Genomic DNA, 22,102 nt, shown 5'->3' with positions numbered 1-22,102 from the left:
TATTCGTAATCTGCGATCCAATAATAAAAATACAGCAGCGGATCATACGCCTGCTCCCTCTTTTCCGGCTTACATGCTGGAGCCCCGAATGTTATTCGATGGCGCGATTGCTGCAACGGTAGCTGAAACGGCAGCGACGACCTCTGATTCCACGATTGACCACGCCGCGAACGATACGACGACAACAGCGCAAAACAACCATGACGACAGCGTGGTACAGGCCACTCAGAATATCGATGTGACAGCGGTGGCTGACGGAACGGCGTCCGATCGTAAAGAGGTCGCGTTTATTGATACCTCGGTCAGGGATTACCAGACGCTGGTGGCGGGAATTAAACCCGGCGTTGAGGTCATATTGATTAACGGCGATCAGGATGGCTTACAGCAGATTGCCGAGTGGGCTGCCACCCACACCGGTTATGACGCTATTCATATTTTCTCCCACGGTTCCGAAGGAAAGCTGAATCTGGGCACAACGCTGCTGACCGAAACCGCTTTGCAGTCAGAAAATGTTCAGGCAGAACTTGCGGCTATTGGTAATGCCTTGACCGCAGACGGCGATTTACTGCTTTACGGCTGTGATGTCGCCGCAGGCGCTCATGGCGATGCCTTTATTGCCGGGCTTGCTGCCGCAACCGGTGCAGATGTGGCCGCCTCAATTAATGCAACGGGCAGCAGCGTGATTGGCGGCGACTGGGTGCTGGAAAAAACGATTGGTGAGGTGGGATCACTGGCGCTGACCGTCGATAGTTATCAGGAATTGCTGACCGTCGTGACGTTTAGCGATGCGGATGGCGATTTGGACTATACCAATACCTCGATAACTCGTACGGTGGATGGTCATCAGATCACCTTTTCCGGCGGTTCGGGAGGCGGTGGGCTAGCCACTGACTATTCATTTGGCGCTGAGGGGCTTTATGCGTTGGAGGCGGCGGTGGACAGCGATACCAAACTCACGATCACCGCACCTACCGGATATACTTTTGATCTTACTTCATTAAATGCTGGTGCGCTGACGGGCATTGTGTATTTTTCCGTGACTTATAGCAGTGGATCAACCATAACCTTTAATAGTCATGTCAGCGCGGATGGTTTTTCTTCCATAACCAGTTTTGCCTTCGCCATTAATGATGTCACCGAGGTGGTGATCACCTCGGATGATTATTCGGTTTTGCAGGATATTAATATCACCGATATCAAATCGCTGTCGGCACCGCCTGTTATCGGTAACCTTAATGGCGACAGCGTGACCTTCACGGAAGGGGGAAGCCGCGTTCTGCTGGATGCCGGTAGTAATGCCACCGTCACCGATACAGCGGACTTCGGTGTCGGTAGTGAACTGAGAGTCTCTATTAGTGTTAACCGCAGCAGTGGAGATGTGTTGGAGATCGTCAATCAGGGAACCGGCGCAGGACAGATAGGGATTGCTGATTCGGCGATTTCTTATGCTGGAACGGTGATTGGTAGTTATACCGGCGGCAATGGCGGCAGCGATCTTGTAGTGACGTTCAACGCCAATGCCACGCCGGCTGCGGTTCAGGCACTGGTTCGCGCGCTTTCCTATCAGAACACCAATGCCGCTGACCCTTCCCCCCTCACGCGCACGGTATCGGTGACGCTTAACGACGGTGATGGCGCCACCACTGCCGCCACGGTGTCCGTCAGCGTGGTCGCCGTTAATGATGCGCCGGTGGTCGTGGCGACGGGGAATTCGCCAACCTATACCGAAAATGGCAGTGCGGTCGATCTGTTTAGCGGCGTGTCGGTCAGTACCGTTGAGTCCGGTCAGACCGTTACCCAATTTACGCTAACCGTGAGCAACCTGACGGACGGCAGCAGTGAAATCCTGATGGTTGACGGTACCAGTCTCATCCTGACGAATGGCAACAGTGGTACAACAGCCGCTAATGGTATGGATTACAGCATCAGCGTGATTGACGGAACAGCAACGGTTACGTTAAGCAAATCGGGTGGGGTGAGTACGTCTGCCGCTGCGAGCATGATTGATGGCATGGCCTATCAAAACAGCAGTGACAATCCGACGGCGGCAAACCGGGTCGTGACGCTAACCAGTATTACCGACAATGGCGGCGCCAGCAATGACGGTGTGGATACCGCCTCTCTAGCAATTTCGTCTGTTGTGGCGGTTATCGCTGTCAATGATGCTCCCACGATAACGCTTCCCGCGGTAATCAATGTTAATGAAGATGTCACCACCCCGATAACGGGGATTAGCTTTGCGGATGTCGATTCAGGCAACGCCAGCGTCAGCGTGGCATTTTCGGTGGAAAGCGGCTCTCTGGCAGCGGCCAGTGGCTCTGGCGTGATCGTAGCCGGGAGCGGAACCGGGCAACTGACGCTGGTTGGTTCAATTGCCGATATTAACGCTTTTATTGCAGCCAGCAACGTGACCTTTACTACAGCCAGTAATGCGACGGGTGATGTTACGCTTACCGTGACGATTGATGATGGAGGCAATACCGGCATCGATCCCGGTAGCAGCGGAACCGACAGTTCTGAAGCCGCATCGTCAACGCTGACGCTGACGGTGATGGCGGTCAACGATGCACCGGTCAACAGTGTCCCCGGCGCACAAAATGTAGCGCAGGGCGGTATCCTGGTTTTCAATTCCGCCAATGGCAATCTGATTTCTGTCAGCGATGTCGATATCGGCAGTAATTCGATGTCAATTACGCTGCTCGCGACGCACGGGGTGCTGACACTGTCGTCAGTTACCGGTCTGACTTTCCTTATCGGTTCGGGGATAGGGGACGCCACCATGATGTTCATCGGTAGCTTGAGCGATATAAACAGTGCGCTTAACGGGATGTACTATACGCCGACCAGTGGCTATACCGGCAGTGCGGCGATCGTGATTACCAGTGAAGATCAGGGGGCGTCCGGTTCAGGGGGCGCCCAAATGGATACCGATGCCATCAGTGTGACGGTGAATCCGAATCATCCCTATGTCACCAGCGTCAGCTCAAGTACTGCGAACGGTACTTATAAAATTGGCGACACCATTTATGTCTCGGTGGCATTCAACTCTGCTGTCACGGTAGATACAAGTGGCGGTGTGCCAATGTTATTGTTGGAAACCGGCGTGGTTGATCGTGAAGCAAGCTATGTTTCTGGATCGGGAAGTAACACGCTTACCTTCAGTTACACCGTACGGAGTGGCGATGTGAGCGCCGACCTGAATTATGCGAGCACTGCGGCTCTGTCGCTTAATGGCGCAGTGATTCGCAATAATAGCAGCGGTCTTGATGCGGTGCTAACGTTACCTGCTTTGGATGGCGGTAGCTCTTTGGCTGATCAGAAAGACATTTTCGTTGATGGTGTGTTACCGACGGCGACCATTGTGGTGGCGGAGACGGCGCTGAAAGCGGGAGAAACCTCGCTGGTGACCATCACCTTCTCGGAGGCGGTGAGCGGCTTTACCAATGCCGATCTGACGGTGGCCAGCGGCACGCTGAGTGCGGTCAGTTCGTCCGATGGCGGCATCACCTGGACCGCCATCTTCACACCGGCCGCCAATGTGACTAATGCCGCCAGCCTGATCACCCTGAATAACAGCGGAGTGACGGATGTCGCCGGTAATACCGGTACCGGCACCACCGATTCGAATCCCTTCAGCATTGATACGGAACGGCCCACAGCGACCATCGTGGTGGCGGATACGGCGCTGAAGGCGGGAGAAACCTCGCTGGTGACCATCACCTTCTCGGAGGCGGTGAGCGACTTTACCAATGCCGATCTGACGGTAGCCAACGGCACGCTAAGCCCGGTCAGTTCGTCCGATGGCGGCATCACCTGGACCGCCGTCCTCATACCGGCCGCCAATGTGACCGTTGCCGCCAACCTGATCACGATGAATAACAGCGGGGTGACGGATGTCGCGGGTAATACCGGTATCGGCACCACTAATTCGGGCTACTTCAGCATTGATACGGAACGGCCCACGGCGACCATCGTGGTGGCGGATACGGCGCTGAAAGCGGGAGAAACCTCGCTGGTGACCATCACCTTCTCGGAGGCGGTGAGCGACTTTACCAATGCCGATCTGACGGTAGCCAACGGCACGCTGAGTGCGGTCAGTTCGTCCGATGGCGGCATCACCTGGACCGCCGTCTTCACACCGGCCGCCAATGTGACCAATACCGCCAGCCTGATCACCCTGAATAACAGCGGAGTGACGGATGTCGCCGGTAACACCGGCACCGGCACCACCGACTCGAACCCCTACAGTATTGATACCGAACGGCCCACGGCAACCATTGTGGTGGCGGAGACGGCGCTGAAAGCGGGAGAAACTTCGCTGGTGACCATCACCTTCTCGGAGGCGGTGAGCGGCTTTACCAATGCCGATCTGACGGTAGCCAACGGTACGCTGAGTGCGGTCAGTTCATCCGATGGCGGCATCACCTGGACCGCCATCTTCACACCGGCCGCCAATGTGACCAATGCCGCCAACCTGATCACGCTGAATAACAGCGGGGTGACGGATGTCGCGGGTAATACCGGTACCGGCACCACTGATTCGGGCTACTTCAGCATTGATACCGAACGGCCAGAACCTGTCAGCCTGACGCTGGATAGCACACCGGCAGGGCAGACATTGAGCTATACACTGGTATTTTCGGAGTCGGTGACCGGGGTTGATATCAGTGATTTTTCCCTGGTGAGCACTGGTAGTGCAACGGCAGCGATCGGTTCTGTGACGGCTCTGAGCTCAACAACCTATCGGGTTGATTTGGTGAATGTTGTCGGCGCCGGAACCGTACAGTTGGTGTTCAACAGCAGTAATGCGGGTGTGATGGATAATGTGGGCAATCAGGTAAACCAGAGCATCAATGCGGTATATACCAATACGGCGCCTGTTTCATCAGGAATCGGCAATCAAACCGCCAATGAAGACGATGTCTTTAACTTCACGCTACCGCCTGATGCTTTCACGGACAGCGATGCGGGCGAGACGCTGACGTACCGCGCTGAACTGGCAAACGGTTCTGCCTTGCCGGACTGGTTAGCCTTCGATGCGCAGACGCAGACTTTTTCCGGCACACCAGAGAATGGTGACGTCGGTATGTTGAATATCCGGGTCACGGTTACCGATAGAAATGATGTCTCAGTATCGAGTGATTTTGTATTAACCGTAAACAATACGAACGATGCGCCTGAAACGGTGGGCATTAGCGATCAACGTGCAATTGGTGGCCATAGCTTTAGTTTCCAGATACCGGCCGATACGTTTACTGATGTTGATGTCGGCGATGTCTTGAGTCTTGGTGCAACATTAAGCAATGGTGACGCGCTGCCCGCCTGGCTGAGGTTTGATCCGGCGACGGGGATATTTACGGGGACGCCGACCAATGCCAATCGCGGGGATATCTCGATCCGTGTGACCGCGGCTGATTTGCAGGGAGCCAGCGTCAGCGCGGTATTTGTACTCTCTGTTCAACGGGGAGTCGAGCCGGATGGGGATCCTGAATTCAGATCAATTGGTGGCCGTTTGAAACCGGTTATCCCGATAAGCAATACGGGAGATCAAAGCCAGCTCTCGCTGCTTAATCAGACTGATGCGGACAGCGGTGGGTTATTGGGCGCGCCTTCTTCGTTGTTCAACGCGCCGGAGCCTGACGATACCACGCCGGGGACGTCGGTCATCTTCAGCGCGTCGGCTCAGGGCGGCAGAGCCGTTGCGCCAGCAAATATTGCCATGGTGTTCTCCAATAACGGCGTTAACCATTATGAGTCCGGCGTTGTGCGCGGCAATGCCGATCTCAATCAGACAATTGAGGCGAGCTCCACGCTGGCAGGTCTGTTTGCCGGTCCGTCCCTGCCGGGTAATACGGCGCTGGAGATCTTCTCCGATGGGCGCTGGCAGAACGTTTCCGACGCTAACATGGCATCAATGGTTACCCCGACGTCCGTTTTTGGTGCGCCCGTATTCAGCCAACAGCTAAAAGAGCTGGATGAGTATGAATATCAAAGAATTGCCTCTATTGAAGGGGCGTTACAAAACGTTAAACGGCCGGTTTAAACATACAGCAAAGGCCGGATGAAGAAAGAAGACAATAACAAGGGTAAGGAATTAACTATTATGCAACGATGCCCAAAAATATTCAGCGTCAGTATTATTGCGTTAATGATCAGCGGGTGCGCGGTATCAACACAGCCGATTGATAAATCAGCAAGTATGGAGCGTGCGAATGCTGATCTTCGTGTGATGTTCAGTAATCAGGAGCCTGTCACTGCGCCGATTACATTGCATGATGCGATGGCGAGAGCGCTCAAATATAATCTTGAAGCGCGTCTGAAAGTAATGGAACACGCGCTGGCGCAGCAGCAGGTTGATTTATCTCGCTTCGATATGTTGCCTAAAATGGCGGCGGATGCCGGGTATGTCACGCGCAGTAACGTGAGCGCCTCCAGCAGCCGCAGTATCGAAACGGGAAGCCAGTCTCTGGAGCCGTCAACCTCGCAGGATCAAACGCGACGGGTGGCTGATCTGACCATGGTATGGAATATCCTCGATTTCGGCGTCAGCTACGTTACAGCGCATCAGCAATCGGATAAGCGCTGGATTGCCGAAGAACGTCGCCGCAAGGTAACACACACCATCGTTCAGGATGTTCAGTCCGCCTACTGGCGCGCCGTGGCGGCCGAACGGTTATTGCATCGTATCGATTCGTTAATTGAACGAGTGAATATGGCGCGTGAAAATAGCCAGAAAATGTCGACACATAAGGTGGGCGATCTGATCGAGGCTTACAGTTATCAGCGCGCCTTGCTGGATGCAACCCGTCAATTGGAAGAACAACGCCGGGCGCTCTCGTTGGCGAAAACCGAGCTGGCAACCCTGATGAACCTGCCTTTGGGCACCGATTACACGCTGGTGATGCCGGAGGAATATGCATTGTCTGAGCCGACGTTGAACGTGGCGTTCAGCGAACTGGAAAAAGCGGCGCTGGTGAATCGTCCGGAACTGCGTGAACAGGATTATCAGGTTCGTATCAGCGCGGCGGAAACCCGTAAATCGCTGCTGCGTATGTTGCCGGGTATCGAACTGTCGGTAGGAGGTAACTACGACAGCAACTCGTTCTTGGTCAATCAGCACTGGGCCGATGCCGGAGTAAAAGTGACGTGGAACCTGTTTAATCTGTTATCCGGCCCTGCGGCCCATCGTGTCGCCAAAGCAGGCGAGACCGTTTCCGAGGTGCGTCGCCAGGCGATGTCGATGGCGGTACTGGCGCAGTTGTACGTTGCCCGTGCCAATTTCAATGAAGCACTGCGGCAATATCACACCGGTAAAGAGTTACAGCAGCTTGACGCCGATATTCTTGAACAGCTGAATAATCGTTATAAAGCGGGCAATATTGGTGAGTTGCAGCTTATTCAGGGGGAATTAAACGCGGTGAATACGTCGCTGCGTAACGATCTGGCCTACGCTGAATTGCGTAACGCCTATGGGCAGATTTTTGTCACCGCAGGGCTGGATCCGTTACCTGCCGCCCAAACGTTGAATGATATCCCGTCAGTCGGGCGTGCGCTCGATCAGACGGAAAAACGCTGGGCAGCAGGGAATATTACGATGTAATGGCGTATAAAAGTGGTATGAAAATTGGGATCTTGTCCCGTTTTCAGGGACGATAAGCACACCATCGGCCTGTCGGCCCACTGGCCGGCCGATGAATAAACCACTCGATGTACGCTGGGGGAATAATTTGAACAATAAAGCCACGTTTCAGCATAGCGCATTATCCTTCCTGTTGTCGGCATCGATTTTCGGGGCCATGACGACGGCTCAGGCAGCAACAATAGAGGATGAATTGCAGCTTGATTCATCACCTGCTTCCGCCTCCGGTTCGACTTCCACGGGCAAAGAGGCCCGTGGGGTGCTGCGCGCTGTCGATCAGGCCGTCCTGTCCAGCGAGCTGAGTGCGAAAGTGTTGGAAATGCCTTTTCGCGATGGTGAATCGTTCCAAAAGGGTGACTTGCTGGTTCGTTTTGACTGTTCTGCCTATCAGGCGCAGTTCGCCGCGTCACAGGCCGCGATGCGGGCCGCCCAGCAGGAATTGAGCCAGAACCGACAGCTGGCCGACATGAAATCCGTTGGCCGCAATGCGGTGGCGCTTTCTGAAGCCCGTCTGGCGCAGGCTTCGGCGGAAAGTCAGGTCTACCAGATTCAAACCAGCCGCTGCCGCGTTGTTGCGCCTTTTGCCGGGCAGGTGGTGTCTCGTAAGGTTCAGGTCTCAGAATATGTCAGTCAGGGCACGCCGCTGATTGAGATCGTGGATAACCGCCATCTGGAAATCAATCTGCTGGTGCCTTCTCGCTGGCTGTCTGCGTTGAAAGCCAAACAAACCTTCACCTTCACGCCGGATGAAACGGGCATACCATTACAGGCTGAAGTGTTGCGAATCGGCGCGCGTATTGATGAAAGCAGCCAGACGTTAACGCTGATCGGTCAGGTGATAAAACCGGACGGCAGTTTACTGGCCGGGATGAGTGGTAATGCGCGTTTCACGGAGACACGGTGAGCGAGCCCAATTTATTACACGCAGAGCGGGCGTTTGCCCAATTTATCCACCTCGAGGGATTGGCCAGAGCCGCCAAAACGACCGAAGTACTGGCTTATTCAATGGTCAATGACAGTCAAAGCCTGTTTGGTTTCCGTCATGTGGCGCTGGTGATCAACGGTCGTGTTCGGGCGGCGACCGGTGCTTCCGTTCCCGATCCGCATGCCCCGTTTATTGCGTTTATTGAGCGGGCGGCTAAACAGCTCATCACTGGACAGCAGGAACGGGCGCAGTGCGTTACGACGGTGCGGGCCGAGTGGCTGGATGCACAGACCCGGCATGACTGGCAAACCCTTTCGGCGGCGGAAGCGCTTTGGGTGCCGCTGAAGGATCGCCATGAGCGGCTGATTGGCGGGTTATGGTATGCCCGTGAGCAGCCCTGGCAGGAGGCGGAACTGCGGCTGATCGAACAGTTGGCGGGCGCTTACGGACATGCCTGGCTGGCGCTGGAACCGCGTAAAGCCTGGCGGCCCGGCGTGCCCAAAGTCAAAGCCCTGGTGGCGGCGGCGATCGTTGTCGGCGCGCTGCTGATCCCGATAAGGCAGTCAGTATTAGCGCCCGCGGCAGTTGTGCCGCTTGGCGGACGGGTGGTGACCGCACCGCTGGATGGCGTGATTGCGGAAGTGATGGTGCAACCCAACCAGACCGTAAAGAAAGAGGATGTATTGGTTCGCTTCGACAGCACGACGTTAAAAGCGCAGGCCGATGTTGCCGAACGCGCGTTGGGGGTGGCGGAAGCCGAATTGCGAACAGGAACGCAGCGAGCCTTTCAGGATGCGGAATCAAAATCAAAGCTCGATTTGCTCTCTGCACAGGTAGAACAGAAGCGTTCTGAGTTGATGTATGCCCGCGACCTGCTGCAACGTAGCGACGTTCGAGCAGAACGCGATGGTATCGTCGTATTTGCGGATGTGGATCGCCTGATGGGAAAACCGGTCAGAACGGGCGAACGTCTGATGGAACTCGCCAATCCGCAGCAGGCGGAGTTAAAAATCGAACTGGACGTTGGCGATGCGATTCAGTTTCCAGACGCGGCGGATGTTGCCCTGTTTCTGGATAGCGATCCGCTGACGCGTTACGCCGCCAGCCTCGAGCGTATTGCTTATGAGTCGGCGTTAACGGATTACGGCACATTGGCTTACCGGCTGGATGCCCGTTTCGTGGATGCCGTGCCGCGTATTGGCCTGCGGGGCACGGCAAAAATTTATGGTAATTATGTCCCGCTGGGGGTGTACCTTTTCCGCCGCCCGGTTGCGGCATTGCGTAAGACCGTGGGGATATAATGGCGGCCTTACCTCCACTGCGTGACGACCTGCAAATATCCGGAGCCGCGCCAGCGTTGGATGGCTCTCCCCAGTGGACGCTGGCCGACAGCATTTCCGGGCGTTATTTCAAGTTGAATAACACGGCGATTCGTTTGCTCCGTCATTGGTCATTACAGGACAGCGAGCAGGTGATTTCAGCGGTTAACCGGGAGCCGGGGGTGCCGATAAGCTATGAGGAACTTGATAGCTTCCTGCGTTTTCTGCGTGCTCATGATTTGATTGCCGCCAGCGATCCCGAACAGCGCGGCAGCTACGCCATAAAAGCGGCGAACCGCCGCCAAAGCCTGTTGAAACAGGCGCTGCACCAGTATCTGTTTTTCCGTATTCCACTGTGGCGACCGGAACCGTTTTTGAATAAAACCTGGCCCTGGCTGCAAAAGTACGGTTCTTCGCTGCTGCGATTTGCTTTCCCGGTTCTGTTCCTGCTTGGTTTATTTCTGGTTAGCCGTGACTGGCCGCGCTATCGCAGCTCGTTTCCCCATCTGTTCAGTATGGAAGGCATGATTGCCTTTGGTTGCGCGTTGGTGTTCGCCAAGTTTATTCATGAATTGGGCCATGCCTACATGGCGAAGAAAGCCGGGTGCCGGGTGCAAAGCATGGGCGTGGCGTTTATTGTCATGTTTCCTATGTTTTATACTGACGTCAGCGACGCCTGGCGCGTCAAAGAACATGGCGCGCGTCTGTTAATTGGTGCCGGCGGCATTCTGGCGGAGCTGTTGCTTGCCACCGTGGCACTGTTAGCCTGGTCGGTATTGCCGGAAGGGCCGCTGCATTCGGCGGCCTTTTTGTTGTCCAGCGCGACCTGGATTACGACAATCATTATTAATATTAACCCGCTGATGCGTTTTGATGGCTACTTTATGCTGAGCGACTTCTGGCGGATTGATAACCTGCAAGGGCGGGCATACGCCCTGTGCCGCTGGCATTTGCGGGAAACCTTGTTCGGTTATGGCGAATCGCCGCCGGAGCGCTGGTCGCCGCGGATGGGACGCCGGTTATTGCTGTGGGGCTACGCGTCCTGGATTTGGCGCTTTTTTTTGTTCTTTGGCATCGCGTTGGCGGTTTACCACTATTTTTTCAAAGTATTAGGCATCTTCCTTATGCTGGTTGAAATCGGCTGGTTTATTGGTTTGCCCATCATTCAGGAGGTTGGTCAGTGGTGGAAACAGCGTCAGCGCTCCCGGCTGTCGGTTGTGCTAAGAACCGGGCTGTTGGTGCTATTGCTGTCGGTCTTGTTGTTTTTCCCCTGGCGGAGCCAGGTGGAGATGCCCGCCATTCTGGAAGCGCCGCGCACCAGCACGCTGTATGCGCCTGTACCGGCGCAAATACGTCAGCTGCACGTGACGGACGGTCAATTAGTGCAAGCGGGGGATCTGTTGCTGGAGTTGACGTCGGCGGATCTGGATTTCCGTTTACGGATCGTGCGTCAACGTATCGCTATTCTGCAACTACAGCTGCGTCGGCAGGCCGCGAGCCGCGATACCATTGGTGAAACACTGATTCTTGAACAGGAGCTGGCTGAGTCGCTGGCACAATATCGGGGACTACGCGCACAACAGACACGTTTGCAGATTCGGGCGCCGCAGTCGGGTCAGGTAAGAGATGTGGCCATTGATCTGACGGCAGGGCGCTGGCTTGGCACGGAATTGCCGGTGCTTCGCGTCGTCGATACCCGCAGCGGGCGGCTGCGGGGCTATCTGCGTGAGGATAATCTGCACCGCATCACCGTAGGAACGACGGGTAAGTTTATTGCTGACGATCCTGTCTGGCCTGCAACGTCAGCCCTGGTGCAGGCGATCGATCCTACCGGCATTCCTACGCTGGATCGCGAAATGTTGGCTTCCGATCGCGGCGGGCCGATTGCAGTGCGCCGTGACGATCAGAAAAAGCCCCGGCCGGTGCAAGCCTGGTACGGCGTAAACATTGACGTGACCTCGGATAGGGCCTTGCCAAAGCAGCCATTACGTGGCGTGGTGGTGATTAATGGTGAAAGAGAATCATTGTTTACCAGTATCTGGCGGCGGTTAGCGGCAATTGGCGTGAGAGAAAGCGGTTTTTAACGCAGTTGCTGTTATCTTTTAAATAGCCGGTACGCGGGCCTTTCCGGTATATTGTGAATATATTAATAGCCGTCTATTTATCTCTCTGCCAGGTATAGCGTTCCTGGAGGAGTGTCGGTTTTCTATAATCATTAAATCTCAATAGAGAAATAAAAATAACCTGATGATTATAAAAATGAAAATTTACCGGGCGGATATTTGACGAAATGCAATTTAAATCTATACATAAATAAGCAGGACTGCTTTCAAGATGTATTCTAATTCATCCCATTTATCTGGGCGAATAAGCGCGGTACCGATCGTTAACGCTTTGGCGATATCACTTATATATACCTTAAATAATTCGAGTTGCAGAAAGGCGAGCAGCCAGCGCCCCTGCAACGTGAGGGATAACGGGGTATCGCTTTATGTCAATGGCAAGGAATAAGGAAGGTTCATATGAAATTTCGTCTGAAAAGCTGTTGTTATATGCTGGCCTCGGGCCTCACATTGGTTGCTGTTTCGCCGGGAGCAATGGCGACATGCAGTGCCGATAGTCCGTATATTGGTTCTGTCTGTTTCACCGCCGCGGCGTATTGCCCCATGGGATACCTTGCTGCGGAGGGACAAACGATACAAATCAATAGTTATCAGGCACTGTATTCCCTGCTCGGCACCCGGTATGGCGGTGATGGGCGTGCTACTTTCCAACTGCCCGACCTCCGTGGCAGATCCCCGATAGGTCAGGGGCAGGGACCGGGATTGACGGATGCCCCAATGGGGTCCACCCGGGGAAATGAAAAAGTAACATTGACAGTGGCGCAAATGCCGCTCCATAGCCATCTGGCGACACTGTCGCCAACGCCGGGAACGACCGTGGTGGTTAACGCGACGGAGAATGCGGGCGTGTCCGCCGCGCCATCGGCGGCGAACAATCAGTTAGCGGCGGCGAGCACCCCGGCGGCAAGAATTTATGCGCCTGCCGGCGGCACGCAGGTTCCGTTAGGCGGCGTGAGCGGCGGCGGCTCGGGCGGGACGATTACGGTACAGCCTAATGGGAGTTCTCAGCCATTCGATACTATACCGCCTCAAATTGCTCTGAAAGCGTGTATTGCTTCACTCGGCATTTATCCAACCCGAGATTAATATCATGCTGCGGGGTTATCTGCCTGAACGCGAATAACCCCGCGATAAAGATAAATACGCAGACAAGCATGAATCTCATTCTTCAGGTTAATGTGGTGAATCCGGTTGCATGATTTTCTTTCCACGCGAAGTGGAATTTCCCGCTGAAGCTCTACCTCCTCATCGTTTTTCCATTGGTTGAACTGTTGTTAATTTTTGGGGCAACTGCCTTGTTATTGTGCAGTGACTTTCCCGATTTCAATCTTTAGTTCCCTTCTTATGGGATGTAATGACGTCGCTTCCCTCCATAATTATTTGTTTATTAATGAAATTAAGCAACCCAGTGCAGATTGGCACAGTCCATGCTTTGTTAGCTAACTAACATTTAACCCGGTTTTGATAGCAGAACAACAAAGGACGGGTATGGCCGATCATCACGACGTGATTGCACAGATTGAAGCCTCGTTTGCCGGACAGACGCCGACCGGTAAACGTATTGCCGGATATCTGCTTGCCAATCTGGCACAGGTTCCATTTGAAACCGCGGACAGCATTGGCCGCAGCGCTGCCACCACCGGCATTTCGGTCGGTCGCTATCTGCGTCGCCTCGGATATCGCAATCTGGATGATTTCAAACGCACATTGCGTCAGCAGAACGGCGGGATTTATCAGCCGTGGCTGGTAACGGATCGGCTTGGCGTATATCAGCAGCGCCGGCGGCAGCCGCAGCACGAGAAACTGCAACAGGCGCTGACGCTGGAGCTGGATGCGATCAACCATGTGTATCAACTGGCGCAGGGGGAGGTTTTTACCCGCATCAGTCGCCGGTTGGCCGAAGCTGATGCGGTGTTCATTCTGGGTATTCAGTCTACGCGCGGCATCGCCAATGCGTTTTACAGCCACCTTGAGTACCTGCGTCCCAAAGTCTACTTCGCCGACGGGCTGTCGGGAACCTATGTGGAGTCGCTGAATTCGGAATTCGACGCCCCGTATCTGGTGGTGACGGACACGCGCGCCTACTCGGTGGTGGCGCAGAAATATTGCCATGCCGCCTGTGAACGCGGCCTGTCGTTGGCCTTGATTACCGACATTTATTGTCCCTGGGCGCGGGACTATCCGGTGGATCTGCTACAGGTGAAGACCGATACCGGCCAGTTCTGGGATTCACTGGCGCCGCTCAGTTGCCTGTTCAACCTGCTGACCTCTGCGGTACTGGAGCTGCGCGGCATTGACGCCGAGCAGCGGCTGGCGGAAAACCGGACGCTGCAAAAGCAGTTTGGCCAGTTTGAGTCGTGATGAAAACGAGCCGATGGTCCAGAACAGTTCGTTTCAGTCAATACGCTTTGGTCGCTATAGCCCGGATCAACATAGTCTGATGAATGAGGAATGTACCGTGACTCAAAACGGTTTGATGAAGAAAGATGACGGCGTGGAACTGGTCGATGTCGCGGCGTTGCTGCCGGAGGTGGTTATCGATCTGAAATATGCCACCGACGACAACCTGACCGGACAGCCGATTTACCGTGAACACCGTTGCCTGCTGCACCCGGATGCGGCGCAGGCGCTGGTTCGCTGTGCCGATGTGGCCCGGCTGGCTGGTTTTAACCTGAAAATTTTTGATGCCTATCGCCCGCAGCAGGCGCAGGTCTGTCTGTGGACGGCGTTTCCGAATCCTGAATATGTGGTGGATATCCGTCTTGGTTCCCATCACAGCCGTGGCGTCGCCATTGACCTCACGCTGCTGGATGAGCATGGCGCGGCGCTCGATATGGGCGCGGCGTTTGACGAAATGAATGAACGTTCGCATCCCTTTTATCCCGATCTTCCCCCACAGATACAGCGTAATCGATTGTTATTAAACGCAGTGATGCAGGCTGGCGGCTATCGCGGCATTGCCAGCGAGTGGTGGCATTTTGAATTACCCAACGCGCGGGAATACCCGTTATTAACCGATCGTTTCGGTTGTTATCCGCCGATAAACGTCGGCTGATGACTGATATGCAGCAAATCTTGCAGGTAAAAAACGACGTTGTTCGCCCTTTTATTGATTGATACCAGGAGTCTGCCCATGAGCACCTTTAGCGACAAAGTACCCACCCCGCTTCATCGCCTATTCACCCGTAGTCTGCTGGCGGGAGCCGTTCTGTTTGCTGTGGCGGGAGCCACATTTCAGACGGAGGCTGCCGTGCCTAAGGATATGCTGGTTATCGGCAAGGCGGCCGATCCGCAAACGCTGGATCCTGCGGTTACCATCGATAACAACGACTGGACGGTAACCTATCCGGCCTATCAGCGACTGGTGCAGTACAAGACTGAAGGCGGTAAAGGCTCGACGGAAGTCGAAGGCGAACTGGCGGAAAGCTGGACGGCATCAGACGACCAACTGGTGTGGACGTTCAAACTGAAGCCGGGAGCGAAATTTGATGATGGCTCGGAGGTGAACGCAGAAGCGGTGAAATGGTCGTTCGATCGCCTGATGGAGATGGGACAAGGGCCGTCGGAAGCGTTTCCTAAAGATATGGCGGTGACGGTTGTCGATCCGATGACCGTGCGTTTTACGCTGAAAACGGTATTTGCACCTTTCCTCTACACGCTGGCGAATGACGGCGCAGGCATTGTGAACCCGGCTATCGCCCAAGCACATCCTGACGATCAGGGGAAAGGCTGGCTGGCGGCTAACACCGCCGGATCGGGTCCGTACAAGTTGGAACGCTGGCAGAAAGGGCAACAGCTGGTTCTGGTGCCCAACCCTCACTACAGCGGCCCGACGCCCGCGTTTAAACGCGTGACGGTGAAAATCATTGGTGAAAGCTCCAGCCGTCGTCTGCAATTGTCCCGTGGCGACATTGACATTGCAGACTCCCTGCCGATGGATCAACTGGCGGCATTGAAAAAAGAAGATGTCGTATCGGTGGAGGAGTACCCGGCGCTGCGGGTGACTTATCTGTACCTTAATAATGGCAAAGCACCGCTGAATAACGCCGATTTTCGGCGCGCCATCTCCTGGGCGACGGACTATCAGGGCATGGTGAACGGCATTTTAGGCGGAAACGGCAAACAGATGCGCGGCCCGATCCCGGAAGGCATGTGGGGCTATGATGCCACGGCGATGCAATACAGCCTGGACCCGGAAAAAGCCAAAGCGGCATTGGCTAATGTGAAAGATCGCGGCCAGTCGCTGAGTTTCCTCTATTCGGATAACGATCCAAACTGGGAATCCATCGCGCTTTCCATGCAGGCCAGTCTGGCTTCGGTTGGGATCAGCGTGAAGCTGGAAAAACTGGCCAACGCCACCATGCGCGATCGCATCGGTAAAGGGGATTACGACATCTCCATCGGTAACTGGAGTCCGGATTTTGCCGACCCCTATATGTATATGAACTACTGGTTTGAATCCAATAAGAAAGGGTTGCCGGGTAACCGTTCTTTCTATGACAACCCGGCGGTCGATACACTGCTGCAAAAAGCCATCGAGGTATCCGATCAGAAGCAACGTACCGATTACTACCAGCAGGCACAAAAAGTGGTGATCGACGAAGCGGCCTACGTCTATCTATTCCAGAAAAACTATCAGGTTGCCATGAACAAAGAGGTGCAGGGATTTGTGTTCAACCCGATGCTGGAACAGGTGTTTAACGTGGGACAGATGAGCAAGAAATAACTGGTAGAAACGCAGGCTGAGCAGCCTGCGAACGCCATCCTTGATGACCGTTTATCCGGCCGGCAGCGCCTGATGCGCTGTCTGCCGGTCAGGGGACGTGTATGACTTTCTGGACCATTATTCGCCAGCGCTGCTGGGGACTGGTGCTGGTGATGATCGGCGTATGTGTCATTACGTTCATCATCTCGCACATGATCCCCGGCGATCCGGCGAGTTTGCTGGCGGGCAATCGCGCAAGCGAGGAGATCGTGCAGCACATCCGGCAGCAACTGGGGCTGGATCAGCCGCTGTACGTACAGTTTTACCGCTATGTAACCGATCTGCTGCACGGCGATCTGGGCACCTCGATCCGTACCGGACGTCCCGTGCTTGAAGACCTGAAGGCGTTCTTTCCGGCAACGCTGGAACTGGCGTTGAGCGCGCTGTTGCTGGCCATCGTTCTGGGCGTGCCGCTGGGCGTGTTGTCCGCGGTATACCGCAATAAATTTCCTGACCATCTGGTCCGTCTGCTCTCGGTGGTGGGAATTTCCACACCGGCATTCTGGCTGGGATTGGGCGTGATTATTCTGTTTTACGGCCAGATGAATGTACTGCCCGGTGGCGGACGGCTGGATGACTGGGTGGATCCGCCGACGCACATCACCGGTTTTTATCTGCTCGATTCACTGCTGACGGGTAATGGCGAAGCATTCTGGAACGGTTTCCAGCATCTGGTGATGCCCGCGTTGACGCTGGCTTTTGTACACCTGGGTATCGTTGCCCGGCAAATCCGTTCGGCGATGCTGGAACAGATGGGGGAAGACTATATCCGCACCGCGCGGGCGAACGGCCTGTCGCACTGGCGGGTGATCCTGTGCCATGCGCTGCCCAATGCGTTGATACCGTCGATTACCGTGCTCGGTCTGGCGCTGGGGGACTTGCTCTATGGCGCGGTACTGACGGAAACGGTTTTTGCCTGGCCGGGTATGGGGGCCTATGTGGTGAACTCGATCCAGGCGCTGGATTTCCCGGCGGTGATGGGGTTTGCGGTCGTGGTGTCGTTTGCCTATGTGATCGTCAATCTGCTGGTGGATTTGCTCTACGTGTGGATTGACCCGCGTATCGGACGTGAGGGGTAAAAGAAATGTCTTTGCTGGAAAATGGGATGGAGAACGGTGGATTAAACGGGTCTCCTCCGGAGACGACCTCGCGATTTGCCAACTGGCGGCGAACTTTTTATCTGCTCAGCCGCAGCCCGCTGACGCTGGTTGGCTCAGCCATCATGCTTATCGTTACGCTGCTGATGGTGTTCTCGCCGTGGCTGGTGCCGTATGACCCGAATGCGATTGACCTGACCGCCCGGTTGCAGGCGCCTTCTGCGCTGCACTGGTTTGGTACTGACGAGGTGGGGCGCGATATTTTCAGCCGCGTGTTGATTGGCAGTCAGCAGTCGGTGACGGCCGGCGTCGCGGTGGTGGCGCTGGCGGGAACCATCGGCTCGCTGCTGGGCTGTTTTTCCGGCGTGATGGGCGGTCTGGTGGATGCCCTGATTATGCGCTGTATGGACATCGTGCTATCGGTGCCTTCGCTGGTGCTGACCATGGCGCTGGCGGCGGCGCTCGGTCCCAGCCTGTTTAATGCCATGCTGGCCATTGCGGTGGTGCGTATTCCTTTCTATGTGCGGTTGGCGCGCGGTCAAACGTTGATGCTGCGCCATCAGGCTTATATGCAGGCCACGCGCACGTTCGGCGCGTCACGTTGGCATCTGATTAGCTGGCATGTGCTGCGCAACGTTTTGCCGCCGCTGGTGGTGCAGGCGTCGTTGGATATCGGTACGGCGATTCTGATGGCGGCGACGCTCGGCTTTATCGGACTCGGCGCGCAGCAGCCGACCGCGGAATGGGGCGCGATGGTGGCCAATGGACGTAACTATATTCTCGACCAGTGGTGGTACTCCGCGTTTCCGGGAATGGCCATTCTGATTACGGCAACCGGTTTTAATCTGTTTGGCGATGGTCTGCGTGACCTGCTGGATCCAAAAGGAAAGGGGCGTTGATATGCAGACTGACCGCGTAATTTCTGATGTTTCGTCATCGCCGCCGGTACTGGATATCGACAATCTGCAACTGGTGTTTCCTGTTTATGGCGGTGAAGTCAAAGCCCTTAATCAGGTTTCGCTCAGCGTCAATGCCGGGGAAATCGTGGGTGTGGTGGGGGAATCTGGCTCGGGGAAATCCGTTACGGCGATGATGGCGATGCGCTTACTGCCGCCGGATGGGTTTGTGATCACCGGCGGAAGCCTGAACATGCTGGGAACGGATGTGGTCAGGGCGAGCGAGACGGCGATGCGTACCCTGCGTGGTTCACGCGTGGCGATGATCTTTCAGGAGCCGATGAATGCCCTCAATCCGACACGTAAAATCGGTCGGCAGATGAGTGAAATTCTCCGCCTCCACCAGTCGTTGAGCGCCGGGCAGGCGCGTAGCAAAGCGATCGCGCTGCTTAATGAAATGCAGATAGCGGATGCCGAACAGGTGATGAATCGCTATCCCTTCGAACTGTCGGGCGGTATGCGTCAGCGAGTGCTGATTGCCATGGCGTTTTCCTGCGAACCGGAGTTGATCATTGCTGATGAGCCGACCACCGCGCTGGATGTCACCGTACAGCGTCAGGTGCTGCGCCTGCTGCAACGGAAGGCGCGCGCCAGCGGCACCGCCGTACTGTTCATTACTCATGATATGGCGGTGGTGGCGCAATTGTGCGATCGGGTTTATGTGATGTATGCGGGGCAGGTGATCGAAAGCGGGACCACCGATGATGTGATTGCGCATCCGGCGCATCCCTATTCCATCGGCCTGCTACAGGCCGCGCCAGAAAATGCCGAACCGCGTAGTTTGCTGAAAGCCATTCCCGGCACGGTGCCCAACCTGGCGAAACTACCGCAGGGATGCGCTTTTCGTGAACGTTGCGCGCATGCCGATGCCCAGTGTATGTCGTCGCCGTCGCTGATGCCGCTTGCATCGCGCAGAGGTCAACGGATTGCCTGCTGGCATCCGCAGCTGGCCGAACCGGAGCCGATGAAATGATTAAAGAAACGTTAATGGAATTACAGGACGTCAGAGTCCGTTTCCCCGTCAGCTATAACTGGCTGGGAAAACCGAAAAGCTACGTGCATGCGTTGAACGGTCTCGATCTGAATATTATGCGTGGTGAAACGCTGGGCATCGTCGGGGAATCCGGCTGTGGCAAAAGCACGCTGGCCCAGCTGCTGATGGGCTTGCAGAAGCCAAGCAGCGGCGAACTGATCCGGGCCCGTCTGGCGGGCTCCTGGTTTGGTTCCGGTATGCAGATGGTTTTTCAGGATCCGCAATCTTCGCTCGATCCTCGTCTGCCCGTCTGGCGTATTATCACCGAGCCGGTTTATGTGCAAAAACACAACAGTGTGGCGGAACGGCGTGAGTTAGCGGCTCAGCTTGCCGAACAGGTGGGGATTCGCCAGGCCTATCTTGATCGCCTGCCGCACGAGTTTTCCGGTGGTCAGCGCCAGCGTATTTCCATCGCCCGGGCACTGTCCTCCGAGCCGGATATCATCGTACTGGATGAGCCGACGTCAGCGCTGGATATTTCGGTGCAGGCACAAATCCTTAATCTGCTGGTGGAATTACAGCGGCAGCGTAATCTGACGTTCGTGCTGATTTCACACAATGTGTCGGTGGTGAAGCACATGAGCGACAGGGTTGCCGTCATGTACCTCGGGCAGATTGTCGAACTCGGACCGGCGGAAAAGGTGCTGACGCAACCGCAGCATCCTTACACCAAACTGCTGCTGGATTCTGTGCCTCAGGCAGGGCGTTTGCTTGACGATGGACAAGCCGATCGCAAAGGCGAGCTTCCCAGTAACCGTCATCTGCCGCAGGGCTGCTTTTTCCGTGAGCGATGTCCTTATGCCGGGGAGGGGTGTCAGCTACCGCAAACGTTGCGCGTGACGCTGGCTGGCGTGGCAGTGCGCTGTCATCGGGGGTAGGGAATGTGATGTGGCTGGCAAGTGTAGGCTTATGGGGGTCGGACCGAATTTATTAATGCTTGCTGATGTCATGAAATCGTCACAAGCTGCCGATAATAAAGAATGGTATTCGCCATTATCATCTGAAGGAGGGACCAGACTGCATATCTCTGACGCCATTTGGAACGGAAGGTGAGGAAGACGATATATAACGCATACTTATGGCGGTGGATAAAAATTTGAAGGGGGCGATGGATAGCGTACAGTGAGAAAGCCGGTGTCGGCTCTTATTTGCCCGCATCGCGATTGCCGCCTTGTTACTGCACACCAATAATTATTCGTATTGAGGAAAGCATGGATAATTTTCAAAAAGATATTGAGGAGAGGACGAACCTCACTTCAGCAAACAAGTTTGAACTCTTATTATTCCGACTGGGAGCCGCACCCTCTGCGTTAAATGACGAGCAATCCGAGTTGTTCGGTATCAATGTGTTTAAGCTCCGCGAAATTGTTCCTATGCCTTCGTTGACCAAGGCGGCAGGTATGGCATCCCCCATGCTCGGCATGGTGAATATTCGTGGGCAAATCATCCCTGTTATTGACCTTCCTGCCGTAGCCGGCTGCGTGCCTGCTACCGGGCTCAATATTCTTCTTGTGACGGAATATGCGCGCAGTACCCAGGCCTTTGCTGTGGAATCCGTGGACGATATCGTTCGTCTTGAGTGGAGCCAGGTACTTACCGCCGAAGCGGGTGTGAGCGGCAAATATATCACCAGCATTGCCCGCCTTGATAATGATAAAGCGAGTAATCGTCTGGCGCTGGTGCTGGATGTTGAGCAGATCCTGCATGACATCATCCCAGTTGATCGTAATATCCAGATCGAGAACGTGGAAACGAAAAAATTCCCGATGGCGCCGGGGGCGGTTGCCATTGTGGCGGAGGACTCCAAGGTCGCCCGTTCGCTCCTTGAACAGGGCCTGAATATGATGTCTATTCCCTACAGCATGCATATTACCGGACAGGAAGCCTGGAATAAAATCAAGGCGATGGCACAAGCCGCACAGGCGGAAGGCCGGCCGATTTCGGATAAAATCGGGGTGGTATTAACCGATTTGGAAATGCCGGAGATGGATGGTTTTACTCTGACGCGAAATATTAAGCGCGATGAATTCCTGAAAAATATTCCCGTTATTATTCATTCTTCGCTGTCTGGCAGTGCGAACGAAGATCATGTTCGTAATGTGGGCGCGGATGCTTATGTGGCAAAGTTTGAAATTAATGAACTGGCAACCGCCATTCAGGATGTGCTGGATAAGGCGTCTCATTAACCTTAAGTCATTGTCACCTTTTCTCATCAGCCTCTGCCTGATTGATTTCGGAATGCAGG

14 protein-coding genes are annotated in these 22,102 nt (G+C 55.0%); all 14 read left to right on the top strand.

The genetic code is table 11. The features are described from left to right. The first annotated feature begins 88 nt into the window (after positions 1 to 88). The 14 genes from B4923_RS06640 to B4923_RS06575 all read left to right on the top strand — a co-directional run bounded on the left by B4923_RS06640 (position 89) and on the right by B4923_RS06575 (position 22,043). Positions 89 to 6,043 (top strand): Ig-like domain-containing protein, encoded by a 5,955-nt coding sequence (locus B4923_RS06640; protein ID WP_170116023.1) that lies wholly within the window; start codon positions 89 to 91, stop codon positions 6,041 to 6,043. A gap of 60 nt (positions 6,044 to 6,103) precedes the next feature. After that, on the top strand, positions 6,104 to 7,600 hold the full coding sequence (locus B4923_RS06635; RefSeq protein ID WP_109053569.1) for a TolC family protein: 1,497 nt from the start codon (positions 6,104 to 6,106) through the stop codon (positions 7,598 to 7,600). Between the two features lie 91 nt (positions 7,601 to 7,691). Next, a complete protein-coding gene (locus B4923_RS06630; protein ID WP_245929503.1) occupies positions 7,692 to 8,543 on the top strand; it encodes an efflux RND transporter periplasmic adaptor subunit in 852 nt (283 codons plus the stop codon). Next, entirely contained in the window at positions 8,540 to 9,865 is a 1,326-nt protein-coding gene (locus B4923_RS06625; RefSeq protein ID WP_245929502.1) for an efflux RND transporter periplasmic adaptor subunit, read from the top strand. Before B4923_RS06630 ends, B4923_RS06625 begins: the two co-directional genes overlap by 4 nt. Further along, positions 9,865 to 11,967 carry a site-2 protease family protein gene (locus tag B4923_RS06620; RefSeq protein ID WP_109053568.1) on the top strand — a complete coding sequence of 701 codons (2,103 nt, stop codon included), beginning with the start codon at positions 9,865 to 9,867 and terminating at the stop codon, positions 11,965 to 11,967. Before B4923_RS06625 ends, B4923_RS06620 begins: the two co-directional genes overlap by 1 nt. A gap of 438 nt (positions 11,968 to 12,405) precedes the next feature. After that, positions 12,406 to 13,092, top strand: coding sequence for a phage tail protein (locus B4923_RS06615; protein ID WP_109053567.1), 687 nt, complete (start codon positions 12,406 to 12,408; stop codon positions 13,090 to 13,092). 402 nt (positions 13,093 to 13,494) lie between these two features. Beyond that, positions 13,495 to 14,367 (top strand): MurR/RpiR family transcriptional regulator, encoded by an 873-nt coding sequence (locus B4923_RS06610; protein WP_109053566.1) that lies wholly within the window; start codon positions 13,495 to 13,497, stop codon positions 14,365 to 14,367. 115 nt (positions 14,368 to 14,482) lie between these two features. Continuing rightward, complete coding sequence (gene ddpX, locus B4923_RS06605; RefSeq protein WP_109053716.1) at positions 14,483 to 15,061, top strand: D-alanyl-D-alanine dipeptidase; 579 nt, start codon at positions 14,483 to 14,485, stop codon at positions 15,059 to 15,061. Positions 15,062 to 15,139: 78 nt separating this feature from the next. After that, positions 15,140 to 16,732, top strand: a complete 1,593-nt coding sequence (locus tag B4923_RS06600) for an ABC transporter substrate-binding protein (RefSeq protein WP_109053565.1) — start codon at positions 15,140 to 15,142, stop codon at positions 16,730 to 16,732. Positions 16,733 to 16,833: 101 nt separating this feature from the next. Continuing rightward, positions 16,834 to 17,850, top strand: coding sequence for an ABC transporter permease (locus B4923_RS06595; RefSeq protein ID WP_109053564.1), 1,017 nt, complete (start codon positions 16,834 to 16,836; stop codon positions 17,848 to 17,850). Between the two features lie 5 nt (positions 17,851 to 17,855). Further along, positions 17,856 to 18,767, top strand: a complete 912-nt coding sequence (gene ddpC, locus B4923_RS06590; RefSeq protein ID WP_109053563.1) for a D,D-dipeptide ABC transporter permease — start codon at positions 17,856 to 17,858, stop codon at positions 18,765 to 18,767. A 1-nt stretch (position 18,768) separates the two neighbouring features. Next, on the top strand, positions 18,769 to 19,797 hold the full coding sequence (locus B4923_RS06585; RefSeq protein ID WP_109053562.1) for an ABC transporter ATP-binding protein: 1,029 nt from the start codon (positions 18,769 to 18,771) through the stop codon (positions 19,795 to 19,797). Further along, a complete protein-coding gene (locus B4923_RS06580; RefSeq protein WP_109053561.1) occupies positions 19,794 to 20,735 on the top strand; it encodes an oligopeptide/dipeptide ABC transporter ATP-binding protein in 942 nt (313 codons plus the stop codon). The genes B4923_RS06585 and B4923_RS06580 overlap by 4 nt, the downstream gene beginning before the upstream one ends. Before the next feature lie 333 nt (positions 20,736 to 21,068). Then, on the top strand, positions 21,069 to 22,043 hold the full coding sequence (locus B4923_RS06575; protein ID WP_109053560.1) for a chemotaxis protein: 975 nt from the start codon (positions 21,069 to 21,071) through the stop codon (positions 22,041 to 22,043). Positions 22,044 to 22,102 lie beyond the last annotated feature (59 nt).

Source organism: Brenneria roseae subsp. americana (assembly GCF_003115815.1).
Lineage (GTDB): Bacteria > Pseudomonadota > Gammaproteobacteria > Enterobacterales > Enterobacteriaceae > Brenneria > Brenneria roseae.
The sequence above is the reverse complement of the archived record's forward strand: the minus strand, read 5'-3'. Positions and strand labels throughout refer to the sequence as shown.